Consider the following 16531-nt stretch of genomic DNA (forward strand, 5'->3'; position numbering starts at 1 on the left):
CGCGTCGGTCATTTGCGGCTGGCCTCCGGCACATGGGCGTTGAACCAGTCCGCGACGGTCTCGAGGCCCGGCGACTTCAGATTGGCGTTCAGATGCGCCCACATGCGCGGCATGAAGGCCGCGTATCGCGGCTTGCCGTCGCGCACGATCAGGCGCGCGAAGACGCCCAGAATCCGCGCCTCGTTCAGCGCCGCCAGACCGGCGTAGTCCCGCATGAACTCGGTCCGGTCCACCTGGGGGCGCAGGCTGAAATAGTGATCCAGCGCCTTCGTCTCGAGCGCGGGCGAAACATCCCGGCGGGCGTCCTGAAGCAGGGAGTGCAGATCCCACGACGGATGGGCGCGCACCGCGTCCTGGAAATCGATCATCCCGACCATGGACGCGCCCGACTTCCCCGGCAGCCGGATCAGATTTTCGGCATGATAGTCGCGGTGCGCCATCACGCTCGCCCCCGCCGCGCCGCGTTCGACCACCGGACGCCACGCCTCGCGCCAACCTGCGATCGCCGCCTCATCGAAGCGCAACGCCGGGTCCAGCTTGGGCATCCATTCCACGAACAGATCGGCTCCGCCCTGCAAGGCCGTTTCGTCATAGACCAGCAGGGGCCAGTCGCCCGCCGCGCCCGATAGCCGCTCCGGCGTCGTCGCGTCATGCAGGGTCGCCAGCGCCTCGACCGCGGCCAGATACAGCGGCGCCTCAGCCTCCCCGGCCTCGATCACCCGGGCGAACAGGGCGTCGCCGAAGTCCTCCAGAACGGCCAGACCCGCCGCCGCGTCCACGGCGAGGATCTCCGGCGCGGACAGGCCCAGCGCTTTCAGATGCGCGGCCACGGCGGCGAAGGCCTCGATCCGGCCGGCGGACAGACGCGCGGTGGCGTTCCAGCCGGAGGCGAGCCGCTGCTCCGGCGTCCACGACGGATCGGCGGGGGGGCTTTCGGCGCTGGCCGCCTGATCCATCAGCATCAGTGAGCGTCCGTCCGTTGTTGTCAGCCGCTCATACCGGCGGGTCGAGGCGTCGCCGGGCAAGGGATCTCGCGCCGCATCCGCCAGACCGGCGGACTTCAGAAACGCCAGACGTTGGGCTTCACGATCAGACATGCAGGTCCTTCAGCTTCTCTTCCCACGCCCCCGCGCCGGACAGGGTCGCCCCCCTTCCCTCGCCTTGTTCGGACAGGGTCACAACCAGTCGATCCGGCCCCAGCCAGGCGCCGGGATCATCACCCAGCCGTTCCGGCCATTCGATGACGGCGCAACCCTCATCCAACGCCTCGTCCAGACCGATCTCCGCGGCCTCCTCAGGCCGCGTCAGCCGGTAGAGGTCGAAATGCGCGACGGGCGGCTCGCTGTCGTAGAACTGAACCAGGGTGAAGGTCGGCGACGGCACATCCTCATCCGGCGTGGTCAGGGCGCGGATCAGGGCGCGGGCCAACGTCGACTTGCCCATGCCGAGCGGGCCATACAGCAGGACGCTCTCACCCGGTTCCAACAGGGGCGCGATGGCCGCGCCCAGCCGCCCGGTGGCGTCCGCGTCCGGAAGGGTCAGGGTCAGATCAGGCAAAGTCGGCGTCCGGCTGGGCGGGCAGGACCCGCTCGGTGAAGGCCTTCAGCGCATAGGTCGCCTTGCCTGCATCGATGTCGAGACGCGACGGCGGGATCGGCTTGCCGACCTTCATCTGGAAGGCCGTCCGGCGCTTGTTCAACAGCTCATGGAACAGGGTGATGTCCCTCAGTTCCTCGGAGAACCGGTCAAACCAGTGGAACAGGCGCGAATAGGGACCGGCCACATGGATCGGCACCACCGGCGCCTCAGACTTCCGCGCCAGGGACGCGGCGGTCGGCGCCCATTCCGGATCGGTGACCGACCCGTCCTTCGCGATCCGCGCCAGCCGCCCGGCCGGGAACATCACCAGACACCGCTCGGCCTCAAACGCCGCCTTCGCCGCCTGCAGTGTGGCGCGGGTCTTCTCGCGGGTGCGTTTGTCATGAACCCACTCCACCGGAATAATCACCTCGCCCAGTCGGGGCGAGACCCGCAGGGCGTCAGCGTTCGCGAAGAAAATGGCGTCCGGCCGCCGCTTTTTGATGGCGTCAAAGACGGCGATCCCGTCGGCGATCCCCGTCGGATGGTTAGCCACCACCACGCATCGCCCCGTCGCCGGGATGCGATCCGCGTTCAGCACCGAGACCTTCAGGTCCAGCAGGTTGCTCATATAGTCCAGCGCCGCCCCGCCCGAGAGCGGCTTGACCGCATCGGCCATGCGGACCGCCTGCGGATAGTTCAGGAGCCGGTACAGAAGCGGCCGCACCAGCGGCCAGACCGCTGACTGCGTCAGCCGCGGCGCGCGCTCGGCGATCAGCACGTCGCAGATGTGCGGCTCAGGTCGCGCGGGCAGGGTCTCGGGGGTCGTCATGCGACGCCGGTTGTCGCCGCTCCCGCGAAGGACGGCAAGCGGCTTGGCGACCGCATCGCACGCCTTTGTGAGCACAGGCGGCGCCGCTTCCGCCCGCCGCCCCCCGGTGCTACGCCACCCGCCGAAGACAAAGGAACCTGCCCATGCGTCACCGCTCCCTGCTTTCGTGCGCCGTCGCCGCCATCGCGCTGTCGACCGCAGTCCCCGCCCTGGCCGAGACCCCGACCGTCTCCCCGGCTCCGGCGGAGGCGTCGGCTCAGGCCGCGCAACCGGCCTTCGACTACCGCGCCATGATCTCGGCCAACCGGCTGGGCGATCCGCAGGTGTCCCCGGACGGCCGCTGGGTCGTCTATTCGGTGACCACCACGGACGTCGCCGCCAACCGCCGCGCGGGCGCCCTGTTCATCCAGGACCTGCGCAGCCCCGGCGAGGGCCGTCGTCTGGCCATCAACGAGGGCGGCGCCAACACCGCGCGCTGGGGTTCGGACGGCAAGCTGTACTTCCTCTCGGGCCGGTCGGGCTCCAGCCAGGTCTGGCGCGCGGAAGCCGACGGGACCGCTCCGGTTCAGGTCACCAACCTGCCGCTCGACGTGAACGCCTACCGCATCAGCCCCGACGCCTCGAAGGTCGCGGTCTCGCTGGCGGTCTTCCCCGACTGCGCCGACCTGGCCTGCACCGTGGATCGCCACAAGGCTGTCGCTGACGATCCTTCGACCGGCCAGACCTACGACCGCATGTTCGTGCGCCACTGGGACACCTGGAACGATCACACCCAGAACCATCTGTTCGTTCTGAACGCCGACGGTTCGGGCCAGCCCGTTCACGTCACCCGTGGCTTCGACGGCGACACTCCGTCCAAGCCGTTCGGCGACGAGAGCGAGTTCGTCTTCACCCCGGACAACCAGGGCATCGTCTTCTCGGCCCGCGAGGCCGGAAAGACCGAGCCGTGGAGCACCAATTTCGACCTCTATCAGGTCGCCATCGGCGCGCCCGGTCAACTGACCAATCTGACCGACGCCAATGACGCCTGGGACACCGGCCCGGTCTTTTCACCGGACGGCAAGACCATGGCCTATCGCGCCATGGCCCGTCCGGGTTTCGAGGCCGACAAATATTCGATCTTCCTGCGCGACGTGGCGACGGGCCAAACCCGCCAGATCGCCGCCGACTGGGACCGCTCGGCCGACACCCTGCAATGGTCGCGCGACGGCCGCACCCTCTACACCACCGCCGGCGACGTCGGTCAGACCCGCCTGTTCAGCATCGACGTCCGTCGCGGCACGGTGATCCCGATCACCGGCGAGGGCCACGTCTCGGCCTTCCAGCAGACGCCCTCGGGCTTCGTCTTCGCCCAGGACAGCCTGACCCGCCCCAGCGAGCTGTTCGTAAAGACCTTCCGGGGGCGCGAAATGCCCGCCCGGATCACCAATGTGAACCCGCAGCTGGACAACCTTGCCTTCGGTGAAGCCGAGCAGTTCACCTTCGCCGGCTGGAATGACGAGACCGTCCACGCCTACGTCATCAAGCCCGCCAACTATGTCGAGGGCCAGAAGTATCCGGTCGCCTTCCTGATCCACGGCGGCCCGCAGGGGTCGTTCGGCAACGGCTGGTCCTACCGCTGGAACCCAGGGACCTATGCCGGTGCGGGCTATGCGGTGGTGATGATCGATTTCCACGGCTCGACCGGCTACGGCCAGGCCTTCACGGATTCGATCAGCCAGCACTGGGGCGACCGCCCGTTCGAGGACCTGCAGAAGGGCTGGGCCGCCGCCCAGGCGAAGTACAGCTTCCTGGACGGCGATAACGCCTGCGCCCTCGGCGCCTCCTACGGCGGCTATATGATCAACTGGATCGCCGGTAACTGGCCGGGTGAGTTCAAATGCCTGGTCAACCATGACGGCGTCTTCGACATCCGCGGCATGGGCTACGGCACCGAGGAGCTGTGGTTCACCGAGTGGGAGTACGGCGGCACCCAGTACGAGAATCCGCAGGGCTACGAGCAGTTCAACCCGGTGAACCACGTCGCCAACTGGCGTGACCCGATGCTGGTCGTCCAGGGCGACCTCGACTACCGCATCCCGACCTCGCAGGGCCTGTCGACCTTCACGGCGCTCCAGCGTCGCGGCATCGACAGCCGCCTGCTGTTCTTCCCGAACGAGAACCACTGGGTGCTGAAGCCGGCGAACAGCCTGCAATGGCACAACGAGGTGTTCGGCTGGCTGGACAAGTATCTGAAGCCGGCGAACTGATCCCGGCGTCAGACCAAAGAGAAAGGGCGCTCCCGGCGGGAGCGCCCTTTTTCATGTCCCGATCCCGTTGGAGGTCAGCGGGCGCGGGCGTTGGCCGAACTGTTCATCAGCCGCGCATGCTCTTTGGCGGTGATGCAGCGCGGGGTTGACCAGGTCGGGTCGGTCGGGCGCAGGGCCTGAACCTCGCGCGCGGTGATGAAGACCGGCGCGGCGCCGTGTTCGCGCGTGAAGGCGCGACGGGTGGCGGCGTCGGTGGCGCAGACCATAACCGGACGAGCCGGAGCCGCTTGCGCGGTTTCGTGAGCGACAGCAGGGACCGCCGAGAGGGCGGAAGCGGCGACCGCGAGGGCCGCAAAGGCGCGAATTGCACGCATGGGATTTCCTCCAGAACGCCTGAAATGCTCAGGACTCGGACGGAATAATGCGCGAACGCCGTCATTTGTAAATCTTATATGACGTTTGGAAGTATGAAATTTTACATTGGCGGTTTCAGGCGGACCTGGGCCTTTCCGCGACCTCGTGCGTTGTGCAGGCTTCGATGGAGCCTCCCCGCTTGCTCAACCCGTTGAAAAACAGCCCGATCTGGCCCGCCGCCCGAGACCGTTTCCTGCTGCCGGCATGGCGATGGGTGCGGGTTCGGAGCGTCAACGCCTACGCGGCGGCCAGAGGCTGGCGACCGGGCCGAAAGACCCGCGTCGCCGGGATCGTCGCCCTCGTTCTGGTGCTGGCGATCACGATCGGCCTCGCCTTGCTCGACTGGAATCTGCTGCGTGGCCCCATCGGGCGCTGGGCCTCGGCCAGATATGATCGTCAGATCGAGCTTAACGGCGACCTGGATGTGAAGCTGTTCAGCTGGACCCCCTCTGTCCACGTCCGTGACCTGCGTGTCGGCGGACCCTCATGGGCGCGGGACCGCGACACGCTGAAGATCGCGGATTTTCAGGGCTCGGTCCGCCTGCTGCCCCTGCTCATCGGCAGGGTCGAGGTTCCGCGCGTCGCCATCGTCCGCCCCGAGGTCGTCCTGATCGCCACCGAGGACGGTCGCCGCAGTTGGCAGCTCAATCCCGACAAGCCTGACGACGGCAAGGGCCTGAAGCTGCCGCCGATCCATCAGCTGATCATCACCGACGGCTCTCTTTCGCTGTACGAGCAACGCCGCAAGATAAGGATGGAGGCCACCCTGTCCGCCCGCGAGGGCTCGCATGGGCGCGCCGGTTTCCGGCTCGACGGTCAGGGCACGATCAACGGCACGCCGCTGACCCTGGCCGTGGCGGGCGGCCCCTTTATCAATATCCGTCGCGACCGCCCCTACCCCTTCCAGGCCTCGCTCGCGGGGGTGAACTCGACGCTCGAGGCGCGCGGCTCCATCACCCGACCCTTCGATCTCGGACAGTTCCAGACGACGCTCAGCCTTCAGGGCCGCGATCTGGCGGACCTGTATCTCCTGACAGGCATCGCCCTGCCGAACACCCCGCCCTATCGGCTGTCGGGCCGACTGACGCGCGACGACGCCAAATTCAGCTTCAACGACTTCGCCGGTCAGGTGGGATCGTCGGACCTGTCCGGCGATCTGGTGGTCGACAAGGTCGGCGATCGTCGGCGCGTGGACGCCGTCCTGCACTCCCGGCTGCTGGACATCGACGATCTCGCCACGGTTCTGGGCGGAACGCCGACGGTCACGCCCGCCGGCAATACGGTGGTGACATCCGGCCAGCCGGGCCGGTTGCTGCCCGACGCACCTCTGGCCGTCGAGCGCCTGCGCGTGATGGACGGCACGCTGCGCTACACGGCGGGACAGGTGAAGCGGAACGAACTGGATATCCGCAAGGTCGAGCTGGGCGCCGATCTGGATCGCGCCATCCTTGATCTCGACCCGGTAGCCTTCACCTTCAATCGCGGCGAACTGCGCGGAACGGCCCGGATCAACGCGACCCGCGACACGCCTTACAGCACCGCCGATTTCCGCCTGCGCGGCTATCCGCTGGAATCCATCATCCCGGCCCAGGGCGGAGTCCCGACCGTGACCGGTCGGGCCTTGGGGCGCCTCCAGCTCGAAGGACCGGGCGCGTCCATTCACGACTTCGCCGCCGCCTCAAAGGGCCAGATCACGGTCGTCGTGCCGCAGGGTCGCATGCGTTCAGCCTTCGCCGAACTGTTGGGCATCAACGCCAGCGCCGGTCTGTTCCGCCTTCTCGGAGGGGATGAGTCCGACGTGGAGATCCGCTGCGCGGTCGCCGACTTCCGCGTCGCGGGCGGTACGGCGACGGCGCGGACCTTCGTCATCGACACCACCCCGGTTCTGGCCCAGGGGACCGGAACCCTTGATCTGGGCGCCGAGACCCTGAACCTGCGCATCGACGGCGAAACCAAGGAGGCCCGTCTGGTTCGCCTCTGGTCACCGATCACGGTGCAAGGATCGTTGACCGCGCCCCGCGTCGGCATCGATACCGGCTCGGTGGTCGGTCAGGCCGGTTTGGCGGGGGTTCTTGGCGCCGTAGTCAATCCGCTGATCGCCCTGCTGCCCTTCGTCGACCCCGGCCTGGCCGAGGACGCCAACTGCGGCGCGCTGATTTCTTCGGCCCGTTGAGCGCCGGCGTTCTGGTCCACGACGGGTCTTCGTGCGTATCTGAAGCATGACACGACGCGGCATTCTCGCATCCACCCTCGGCGCTCTCGTCGCGGCCTGCTCCCCTCTCGGCCTCCTGAACGGGCTGGGGCCGAGGGACGGCGGCGTGCGTCGCGTGGGTCGCGACATCGCCTACGGTCCGGCTGAGCGACAGACGCTCGACATATGGGCGCCGACCGATCCGTCAGATATGGCTCGGCCCGTTCTGGTCTTCTTCTACGGCGGCGGCTGGTCCGACGGGTACAAGAACCTCTACGGCTGGGCTGCGCAAGCATTGGCGGCCCGCGGCTTCCTCGTGGTCGTTCCCGACTACCGGCTGGTTCCCGAGGTCCACTTCCCCGCCTTCATCCAGGACGGCGCCGAGGCCACAGCCTTCGCCGGGACCATCGCGCGTCAGTATGGCGGCGACCCCGCCCGGCTCGGTGTTCTGGGCCACTCCGCCGGCGCCCATCTGGCGATGATGATCGCACTCGACCGACGATACATGGCCGGCGCCGAAGCTCCGAATCTCATCCGGGCCGCCGCCGGTCTGGCCGGACCCTACGATTTTCTGCCGCTGGACGTTCCCGCCTCGATCAACGCGTTCGGCCGCGCGCCCGATCTTACCCTGACCCAGCCGGTCAGCTTCGTTCGCCCCGACGCCCCGCCCCTCTGGTTGGGCCACGGAGCCGCCGACACGGTCGTGCACGCCGAGGACACCACCATCCTGCGCGACCGGATGCAGGCGGTGGGCGGCCGTTGCGAAGCCAAACTCTACCCCGGTCTGTCCCACGAAGACCTGATCGCGACCTTCTCGCCGCTGTTCCGCAAGAAGGCTCCGGTTCTCGACGACGTCACCGCCTTCTTCCGGCGCGAGCTCGGCTGACGTCAGGGTCGGTCACACCCCGTAACCGGTGTTCAGCGTGGCCGTCTCGCCAACGTCACCGTCTTCCGTTAAGGGAGGCCATGACAAATACGATGACAGCACAGGCGGCGCTGGACCGCCTTGAAACCCTCTACTCCGAATCCGTCGCCAATCTTCGCGATGCTGTGAAGACCTTCCTCGCCACGGGCGAGCGTCCCGATGCCGAGGCGCGGGCCAAGGGTCTCTTCACCTATCCTGAACTCCGCATCAGCTGGTTCGGCGACCGTCCGGTCAATCTGGCCACCCGCGCCTATGCCCGACTCTCGCGGCAGGGTGTGTATTCGACGACCGTCACCCGGCCGGAACTATACCGCTCGTACCTGCAGGAACAGCTGGCGCTGCTGGAGCAAGACTACGGCGCGACCTTCGACGTTATCCCGTCGGCGCAGGAAATCCCCTTCCCCTACGTGCTGGACGGCTCGGACGTGGTTCTGGACGCGACCATGACGGCGTCGATCGCCCGCTACTTCCCGACCACCGATCTGGCCCACATCGGCGATGAGATCTCCGATGGCCTGTGGGATTCGGACGAGGAGTTCCCTCTGGCCCAGTTCGACGGCCTGCGCACCGACTTCTCGCTGGCCCGCCTGCGCCACTACACCGGCACTCCGGTCGAGGACGTGCAGAACTACATCCTGTTCACCAACTACAACCGCTACGTCGACGAATTCGTCCGCTGGGCGCTGGAGCAGATCAAGGATCCGAACAGCATCTACGAGACCTTCTCGACCTCGGGCGGGGTCGTGGTCACGCGGGACACGCCGAACCCGGAAGCCGTCGTCGCCGACGCCGCCTGGAAAAAGCACCAGATGCCCGCCTACCACCTGACCGCGCCGGGCTGGAACGGGATCACCCTGGTCAACATCGGCGTCGGTCCGTCGAACGCCAAGACCATCTGCGACCACCTGGCCGTCACCCGGCCGCATGCGTGGATGATGATCGGCCACTGCGGCGGCCTGCGTCCGTCCCAGACCATCGGCGACTATGTGCTGGCCCACGCCTATCTGCGCGAGGATCACGTTCTGGACGCCGTCCTGCCGCCGGACATCCCCATCCCCTCGATCGCGGAAGTTCAGCGCGCCCTGTACGACGCCGCCAAGATCGTCTCGGGCGCCCCGGGCGAGGAAGTGAAGCGTCGCCTGCGCACCGGCACCGTCGTCACCACCGACGACCGGAACTGGGAGCTGCGCTATTCCAAGTCGGCCCTGCGCTTCAACCAGAGCCGCGCCGTGGCAATCGACATGGAATCGGCCACCATCGCCGCGCAGGGTTACCGCTTCCGCGTGCCCTACGGGACGCTGCTCTGCGTGTCGGACAAGCCGCTGCATGGCGAGATCAAGCTGCCGGGGCAGGCCAACCGCTTCTACGAGGGCTCCATCTCGGAACACCTCCAGATCGGCATCCAGGCCGTGGACCTGCTGCGCGCCGAAGGCAACCGCCTGCACAGCCGCAAGCTCCGCGCCTTCGACGAGCCCCCGTTCCGGTAGGTGATACTGCGGGCGCTATTTCGAAGACGCCCGAAGGGATATTTGGACGACGAAAATTGTGACGACGGCGACAGGATATACAGCCTGAGCCGTCGTCCTAGCGCTTGAGCCGTTCCGCATTGGCGGTCGCCGCCGCATGGATCGGCTGCAGGGCGTCGGTCTGAAGCTTCAGCATGGCCACGCCCATGGCCCAGCTCTGTTCGAGAGACCGGGTCCAGGCGTCGGCGGCCCAGGCGCTTTGGGCGGCCATCATCTCCGCCGGGGTCCGGGAACGCAGCACAGCGTCGAAGGCCCGGCCCGCCGCTGCGGTTTCCCGTGCGGCGACCGTCTGCGCCGTCTGCGCCAGCACCGCCGCGCCGTTCAGACCGATGCGGGCCGATCTGGACATGGCGTCCAGTTTCTCCGACCCCATCAACGCCAGCTCCGCCATATCCGCGCCGGCCGGATTCGCGACGGCCTCGGCCATGATGGTCAGCCGCCGGGCGATGACGTCGCCCGAGGCTTCCAGCAGTTCCTGTCCGGCGCGGGCGGCCCGCGCGGCCTCGTCGATAGGGCTCATGGAATGACGGTGCGCCTGACCCGGCCTTACGGCAAGACCTCGACCGAGAAGTCCGCCACATCCTGTAGCAATCCCGGCACAGCGGCATCGATGATCGTCTGGCCGTGCTCCGGGCTGGCCAGCATGGGATCGGAGCCGATCCGGCCGTCCGGGAACCGGGCGCGATAGTCCAGCGCATCGCGGATCGGCCCGTTCGGCGCGATCTTCGGGCTGTAGTCCGCAGTCTTGATCCGGTCCGGATAGGCCGCCTGCGTCACCGCGATCTCGGACGGGGTGGCGTGCATCCCGTGCCCGACCGGGAACAGCCGGTTGCACAGGCTGTTCACGCCCGGCAGGTCCCACCAGTTGCGCAGTTTCAGCACGAACGGCGGGCGATCTTCCGCGAACGACCACTCCGCATAGATCTCGGCGAAGGTGGCCTCGATGGTGGCGACGTTGCCGCCGTGACCGTTCAGGAAATAGATTCGCTCGAAGCCATGGCGGCTCAGCGAATGCACCCAGTCGGTGATCGCGGCCATGAAGGTCGAGGGGCGCAGCGAGATGGTTCCCGCGAAGGCCAGATGGTGCTGGGCCATGCCGATGTTGAACGTCGGTGCGACCACCAGTTGCTCGTCCGCCTTCTCGGCGGCGTGGGCGATGATCTCCGGGCACAGCCAGTCGGTGCCCAGCAGACCGGTCGGCCCGTGTTGCTCATTCGAGCCGATGGGCACCACCACCGTCTTCACGGTCTTCAGCCGCGCGTCGATCTCGGGCCAGGACGACAGATGCATCAGCATGGGCGGAACTCTCAAACCGGGGATGGGGCCGCTCTACACCCATCCCGGGCCGCCGTCATTCCGGAGCAAACGCTCGCATGAAGCGGCGCGTGACCTCGGCCGCGCGGGCGGCGGGATCGATCACCGGATGCGGCACGCCCAGAATGCCGCGCAGATGCCCGTGGCCCAGCACCATGCCCGAGAACATCTCGGCGGCGACATCCGGCTCCGGCACCGACAACACGCCCTTCCGGTCCTGCTCGGCCAGCCAGACGGACAGCTTGCGCAGGCTCTCGGCCGGCCCGGCCTCATAGATGGCCGCCGCGATGTCCGGGGCCTGGGGCGACAGCAGGGCGACCCCGCGCATGGACCCCTTGCTGTCATTGCCGGCGATCTTCTCCAGCAGCAGGCCGGCGAAACCGCGCAGGACCGCCTCGGCGTCCCCGCCTGAGCGCAGCGGCGCGCTGATCGTGTCCGACCGGCGACTGGCCAACGCCCGCCCGATGTCCAGCTTGGAGGGGAAGCGGTTGTAGAGGGTCTGGCGCGAGACCCCGGCGGTGCGTGCGATGGCCTCCATCGAGACTGACACGCCTTTTTCAGCGAAAAGGGCGTGCGCGGCCTCCAGAATGGCCTCGGTCTTGGTCTCGTCGACCTGTCCGGCAATCCTCGGCATCAGTGCGCGTCCGACGCCACGGGTGGCGCGCCCGGCTGCTGTTTCACCGGCTTGGCCAGCAGGGTCACGAAAGCCGCGAAGGCGCAGCCGACGGCCAGCATGGCGAAGGCGTCGCCGAACGCCAGCGTCGTCGCCTGCATCTGAAGCATCCCGTTGACGGCCTTCATCGCTGACCCCGCCGGATCGATCGAGTCGGCGAAACGCTCCTGCATCGCCGACAACATGCCCTGCATGGCGCCGCTGGTGTTCTGAATGCCCTGGGTCAGCTCGCTCATGTGCAGGGCGGTGTTGGTCGTCAGCGAGGTGTTCAGAAGAGCCAGACCCACGGCCCCGCCGACGTTGCGGAACAGGTTCACCAGCCCCGAGGCGTTCTTGACCATGTGCGGCGGCAGGGTCGACATCGTCACCTGCTGCGAGGCGATCATGGCGATCATCACCCCCACCCCGCGCAGGGCCTGAACTCCGGCGAACTCCCAGAAGCCCCATTCGCTGGTCAGCGCATGGGCGTCCCACATGCCCCAGGCGCACATCATGAAGCCCCCGAACATCAGGATGCGGGGATCAACCGCCCGCACCAGCCGACCGGCGAAGGGGCCGGTGGCGAACATGGCCAGACCCGACACGACCATGGTGGTGCCCACCTCGGCCGCCGAATAGCCCCGCACCCGCCCGAGGAAGAGCGGCAGCAGGAAGGTCCCGCCGAACAGGGCCAGGCCGACGGTGAAGGTCATCACCACGCCGACGAAGAAGTTACGATTGGCGAACGCCCGCAGCTCCACGATCGGGTTGTAGTAGGTCAACGTGCGCCAGATGAAGGCCGGGCCGGTCACGGCCGTGACCACTGTCAGCAGCAGGATCTCCTCGTCCGCGAACCAGTCATTCCTGGCGCCTTCCTCCAGCACGAACTGAAGGCTCATCAGGAAGGTCGCCATCAGGACCAGACCCAGCCAGTCGAAGCCCTTGGACAACGACGGATCGCCCTTGTCGAAATTGGCGTACCGGCTGACGAGGAACAGTACGAGAATTCCCGGCGGCACATTGATGAAGAACAGCCAGCGCCAGCTCAGCTGCTCGGTCAGGTGCCCGCCCAGCGTCGGCCCGATGGTCGGGGCCAGGGTCACGATCAGGCCCATGATGACGCTGGCCGTCACGCGCTGCGCGGGCGGAAAGGCGGTGAAGGCCACGGCGAAGACGGTCGGGATCATGGCCCCGCCGACAAAACCCTGAATGGCCCGGAAGAAGATCATCTGCTCGACCGACCCGGACAGGCCGACGGCGATGCTCATCAGAATGAAGCCGGTGCAGGACAGCAGGAACACCTTCTGCGTGCCCCACAGCCGCGACAGGTATCCCGACAGGGGGATCATCACGACCTCGGGGATCAGATAGGCGGTCTGGATCCAGCTGATTTCATCCGCCGACGCCCCGACGCCCGCCTGAATCTGCGGCAGGGAGGAGGCGACGATCTGGATGTCGAGAATGGCCATGAACTGGCCGATCACCATCCCGGCGAAGCCGAGCAGGAGGATCGTCCAGTTGACCTGGGGTTCGGCGGCTGCGGCGGGGGCCGGGGCCTGACCCTGCGTGACGGACTGGGACGTCATGGTTCTGCCTTCCCCGTTCGGGGCGGAGTTCAGCGCGCGGCGGTCTGGACCGGGGCGGCGGCGGATTCGGCGAAGGTCAGGCCGCCCTCGCTCTTGAGATCGACCTTCACCTCGACCGACAGGCCGGGACGCAACACCGCGCCCTCGCGACGATCCACACGGATGCGAACCGGGACGCGCTGGGTGATCTTGGTGAAGTTGCCGGTGGCGTTCTCGATGGGGATCAGGGCGAACTCGGACCCGGTCGCCGGGGCGAAGCTGTCGATGTGGCCGACCAGAGGCTCGCCCTTGAAGGCGTCGGCCTTGATCTCGACCTGCTGGCCCAGACGCATCCGGTCCAGCTGGGTCTCCTTGAAGTTCGCCACCACATAGGTGTCGCCCAGCGGCACGATCGACAGGATCACCCCGCCCGGACGGACATACTGGCCGACCCGCACACCCCGCGCGCCGACGACGCCCGCGACGGGGGCCCGAATGACGGTGCGCTCCAGCGCGATACGGGCCTGTTCGACCAGAGCGCGCGCCTGTTCCACCGAGGCGACCGATTGCTCGCGGGTCGAGCCCAGAACACCGGCGGTGCGCTGCTCGGCGGCCAGCGCGGCCTGCGCCTCGGCGACCGAGGCCTGCGCCGTGCGGGCGCTGGCGCGTTCGGTCTCGATCCGCTGTTGCGAGACCCAGCCCTGCTCGGCCAGCTGGCTGTAGCGGTTGACCTGCTGGCGGGCGAGATCGGCCTGGGCCTGGGCCTGCGCCACCGAGGCGGCGCGGCTGGCGATCATCGCCTGTTCCTGTTCGGCGCGGGCGTCCACGTTGGCGACCCCGGCCTGCAAGGCGGCCAGATTGGCCTCGGCCTGCGCCAGCTTCACCTTGGCGTCGGCGTCATCCAGACGGATCAGCACCTGACCGGCCTCGACGCGCTGGTTATCGGCGACCAGCACCTCGACCACATAACCCTCGACCTGCGGGCTCAGGGAGGTGGTGTCAGCCTGCACGAAAGCGTTGTCGGTGGCTTCCCACCTCTGCTTGCCCTGCCACCAGACAACCCCGCCGGCGATCAGGCCGAGGCCCACGATACCGGCGACGATCAGGGGAAGGCGTTTCTTGACGGCGGGATTCAGAGCCATGTCAGAACTCGAAGTACGGGGGGAGGCGCGATAAAGCGTCGCGCATAAATGGACAGCCTTGTCCAGAAATCAACTCCCTTGTTTCGGCGCCGCAACACGTCATGTTTCGCGCCATCAGGACTGAGGTTTCCGTGTCACTTCCCGCTTTCGTCGATGTGGTCATTGTCGGGGCCGGCGCCGCCGGTCTGGCGGCCGCCCGCGCCCTGTCGCACCAGCCCCTCACCATCGCCGTGCTCGAGGCCCGGGATCGCATCGGCGGCCGCGCATGGACGATCCGGTTCCAGGGCGAGGGCCTCGACATGGGCTGCGGCTGGCTGCACTCGGCGGACGAAAATCCGCTGGCGACCATGGTCGAGCCGGCGGGCCTGACCCTCGACCGCACCCCGCCGCCCTGGCAGGGTCAGGCCTTCAATCACGAGACCACCGACGCCGAGATCGCCGACTTCCGCGCCGCCTGGGACGCCTTTGACGAACGCATCGCAGAGGCCGCCGCCGCCGGTCGTGAAGGCCCTGCCTCCGCCTTGCTGGAGCCCGGCAATCGCTGGAACGGGCGGATGGACGCCATCTCCGGCGCCCTGAACGGCGCCCGCTTCGCCCAGGTCTCCATTCTCGACTACGACGCCTATCGCGACACCGGCGTGAACTGGCGCGTGCGAGAAGGCTATGGTCGGCTGATCGAGACTCTCGGCCGTCCGGTCCCGGTCATCACCGACTGCCCGGTGCGCAAGATCGACCGGACCGGTCCCGTCCTGCGGCTGGAGACCGACCGGGGCGTCATCGAGGCCCGCGCCGTGATCGTGACTCTCCCGACCGACCTGATCGCCCGCGAGACCCTGAAGTTCGACCCGCCCCTGCCCGCACTTCTGGAGGCGGCGAACAATGTGCCGCTCGGACTGGCGTCCAAGATGCACATGACCGTCACCGGGGCAGAGGATTTCCCCGAGAACAGCCAGCTCTGGGGCCGCACCGACACCGCCGACACCGGCGGCTATCACCTGCGCCCCTTCGGCCGGGCGATGATCGAGGGCTACTACGGCGGCGATCTGGCGCGTGGGCTGGAGGCCGAGGGACAGGCCGCCTTCTTCGCCTTCGCCGTGGAGGAACTGGTTCACCTGCTGGGCTCGAACATGCGCCGGCGGCTGGACCCGGTCGTCGCGACCCTGTGGGGCGCCGACCCGTGGTCGCTCGGCGCCTACTCCCACGCCCTGCCCGGTCACGCCGGGGATCGCGCCAGACTGAAGACGCCCGTCGAGAACCGCATCTTCTTCGCCGGCGAGGCCACCGCTGAAGCCTTCTACGGCACCGCCCACGGCGCCTGGATGGAAGGCGAACGGGCGGCGCGGGAAGCCATGGCGACGCTGGGACTTGATCCCGGGCCGCGCCCCGGCGACGAAGGCGCATGAAGCCGCCCGCGCCGAAGCGTTCGAAAAAGCCCGCCCCCAAACGCCCCGCCGTCATGACCGGCGCGGCGATCCCGGTGCTTCGCTGGCCGCCGGACGAGGATCGGGTCGAGACCATCTTCGAGCGGCTTGCGGCCTTCATGCCGGACCCGAAGACCGAGCTGAATTACTCCAACCCCTTCACCTTCGTGGTCGCCGTCGCGCTTTCGGCCCAAGCCACGGACGTCGGGGTCAACAAGGCCACCGACAAGCTGTTCAAGGTCGCCGACACGCCGGAAAAGATGCTGGCGCTCGGCGAGGAGGGGCTGATCCCGTTCATCAACTCCATCGGCCTGTATCGCGGTAAGGCGAAGAACGTCATCGCCCTCAGCCGGATCGTGCTTGAGAAGCACGGCGGCGAGGTTCCGCTCAACCGTGACGAGCTGCAGGCCCTGCCCGGCGTCGGCCGCAAGACCGCCAGCGTGGTGCTGAACGAAATGGGTGTCGAACCGGCCATCGCGGTGGACACCCATGTCTTCCGCGTCTCCCACCGGCTGGGGCTGGCCAACGCCGCGACGCCGGACAAGGTCGAGGCCCAGTTGCACCGGATCGTGCCGGAGGACTGGCTCCCCAAGGCGCATCACTGGCTGATCCTGCACGGCCGCTACACCTGCACGGCGCGCAGGCCGAAATGCACCGCCTGTGTGATCAATGACCTTTGTCCGTCCCGCGCCGGGCTGATGGCGCTGGGCGAAGCCGCCTGA

Annotated in this window: 15 protein-coding genes; 6 read left to right on the top strand and 9 right to left on the bottom strand. The window is 67.8% G+C overall.

What is annotated here, in order from left to right:
- Positions 1–8: 8 nt before the first annotated feature.
- From amgK to ACODRV_RS04220, 3 genes are read right to left on the bottom strand one after another with little or no spacing between them, the layout of a single operon-like run.
- The gene (gene amgK / locus ACODRV_RS04210) at positions 9–1097 is read right to left on the bottom strand and encodes an N-acetylmuramate/N-acetylglucosamine kinase AmgK (protein ID WP_141628080.1); all 1089 of its coding nucleotides are present in this window, start codon (positions 1095–1097) and stop codon (positions 9–11) included.
- On the bottom strand, positions 1090–1548 hold the full coding sequence (gene tsaE / locus ACODRV_RS04215; RefSeq protein ID WP_141628416.1) for a tRNA (adenosine(37)-N6)-threonylcarbamoyltransferase complex ATPase subunit type 1 TsaE: 459 nt from the start codon (positions 1546–1548) through the stop codon (positions 1090–1092). Before tsaE ends, amgK begins: the two co-directional genes overlap by 8 nt.
- 1 nt (position 1549) lies before the next feature.
- On the bottom strand, positions 1550–2410 hold the full coding sequence (locus tag ACODRV_RS04220) for a GNAT family N-acetyltransferase (RefSeq protein WP_488907523.1): 861 nt from the start codon (positions 2408–2410) through the stop codon (positions 1550–1552).
- 143 nt (positions 2411–2553) lie between these two features.
- On the opposite strand from ACODRV_RS04220, the gene ACODRV_RS04225 reads away from it, so the two are divergent.
- On the top strand, positions 2554–4659 hold the full coding sequence (locus ACODRV_RS04225; protein ID WP_488907524.1) for a S9 family peptidase: 2106 nt from the start codon (positions 2554–2556) through the stop codon (positions 4657–4659).
- Between the two features lie 74 nt (positions 4660–4733).
- On the opposite strand, the gene ACODRV_RS04230 is transcribed toward ACODRV_RS04225, so the two are convergent.
- Positions 4734–5033 (bottom strand): hypothetical protein, encoded by a 300-nt coding sequence (locus ACODRV_RS04230; RefSeq protein WP_488907525.1) that lies wholly within the window; start codon positions 5031–5033, stop codon positions 4734–4736.
- A gap of 179 nt (positions 5034–5212) precedes the next feature.
- Here ACODRV_RS04230 and ACODRV_RS04235 point away from each other — a divergent pair, with 179 nt between their 5' ends.
- From ACODRV_RS04235 to ACODRV_RS04245, 3 genes are all read left to right on the top strand, one after another.
- Positions 5213–7246: an AsmA family protein gene (locus tag ACODRV_RS04235; RefSeq protein WP_488907526.1), complete on the top strand. Its 2034-nt coding sequence runs from the start codon at positions 5213–5215 to the stop codon at positions 7244–7246.
- A gap of 46 nt (positions 7247–7292) precedes the next feature.
- Positions 7293–8150, top strand: a complete 858-nt coding sequence (locus ACODRV_RS04240) for an alpha/beta hydrolase (protein ID WP_488907527.1) — start codon at positions 7293–7295, stop codon at positions 8148–8150.
- A gap of 80 nt (positions 8151–8230) precedes the next feature.
- A complete protein-coding gene (locus tag ACODRV_RS04245; RefSeq protein ID WP_488907528.1) occupies positions 8231–9676 on the top strand; it encodes an AMP nucleosidase in 1446 nt (481 codons plus the stop codon).
- 97 nt (positions 9677–9773) lie between these two features.
- Here ACODRV_RS04245 and ACODRV_RS04250 read toward each other — a convergent pair whose 3' ends face one another.
- The 5 genes from ACODRV_RS04250 to ACODRV_RS04270 are packed head-to-tail and all read right to left on the bottom strand — an operon-like array spanning position 9774 to position 14388.
- Positions 9774–10235, bottom strand: coding sequence for a phasin family protein (locus ACODRV_RS04250; RefSeq protein ID WP_141628087.1), 462 nt, complete (start codon positions 10233–10235; stop codon positions 9774–9776).
- A 26-nt stretch (positions 10236–10261) separates the two neighbouring features.
- Positions 10262–11011: a creatininase family protein gene (locus tag ACODRV_RS04255; RefSeq protein ID WP_141628088.1), complete on the bottom strand. Its 750-nt coding sequence runs from the start codon at positions 11009–11011 to the stop codon at positions 10262–10264.
- A 55-nt stretch (positions 11012–11066) separates the two neighbouring features.
- On the bottom strand, positions 11067–11663 hold the full coding sequence (locus tag ACODRV_RS04260) for a TetR/AcrR family transcriptional regulator (RefSeq protein ID WP_488907529.1): 597 nt from the start codon (positions 11661–11663) through the stop codon (positions 11067–11069).
- Entirely contained in the window at positions 11663–13267 is a 1605-nt protein-coding gene (locus ACODRV_RS04265; protein WP_141628090.1) for a DHA2 family efflux MFS transporter permease subunit, read from the bottom strand. Before ACODRV_RS04265 ends, ACODRV_RS04260 begins: the two co-directional genes overlap by 1 nt.
- 29 nt (positions 13268–13296) lie before the next feature.
- Positions 13297–14388: an HlyD family secretion protein gene (locus tag ACODRV_RS04270; protein WP_141628091.1), complete on the bottom strand. Its 1092-nt coding sequence runs from the start codon at positions 14386–14388 to the stop codon at positions 13297–13299.
- 131 nt (positions 14389–14519) lie between these two features.
- Here ACODRV_RS04270 and ACODRV_RS04275 point away from each other — a divergent pair, with 131 nt between their 5' ends.
- Positions 14520–15791 (top strand): flavin monoamine oxidase family protein, encoded by a 1272-nt coding sequence (locus ACODRV_RS04275; RefSeq protein WP_488907530.1) that lies wholly within the window; start codon positions 14520–14522, stop codon positions 15789–15791.
- Complete coding sequence (nth, locus tag ACODRV_RS04280) at positions 15788–16531, top strand: endonuclease III (RefSeq protein WP_488907531.1); 744 nt, start codon at positions 15788–15790, stop codon at positions 16529–16531. Before ACODRV_RS04275 ends, nth begins: the two co-directional genes overlap by 4 nt.

It is taken from the genome of Brevundimonas sp. FG8 (assembly GCF_057808845.1).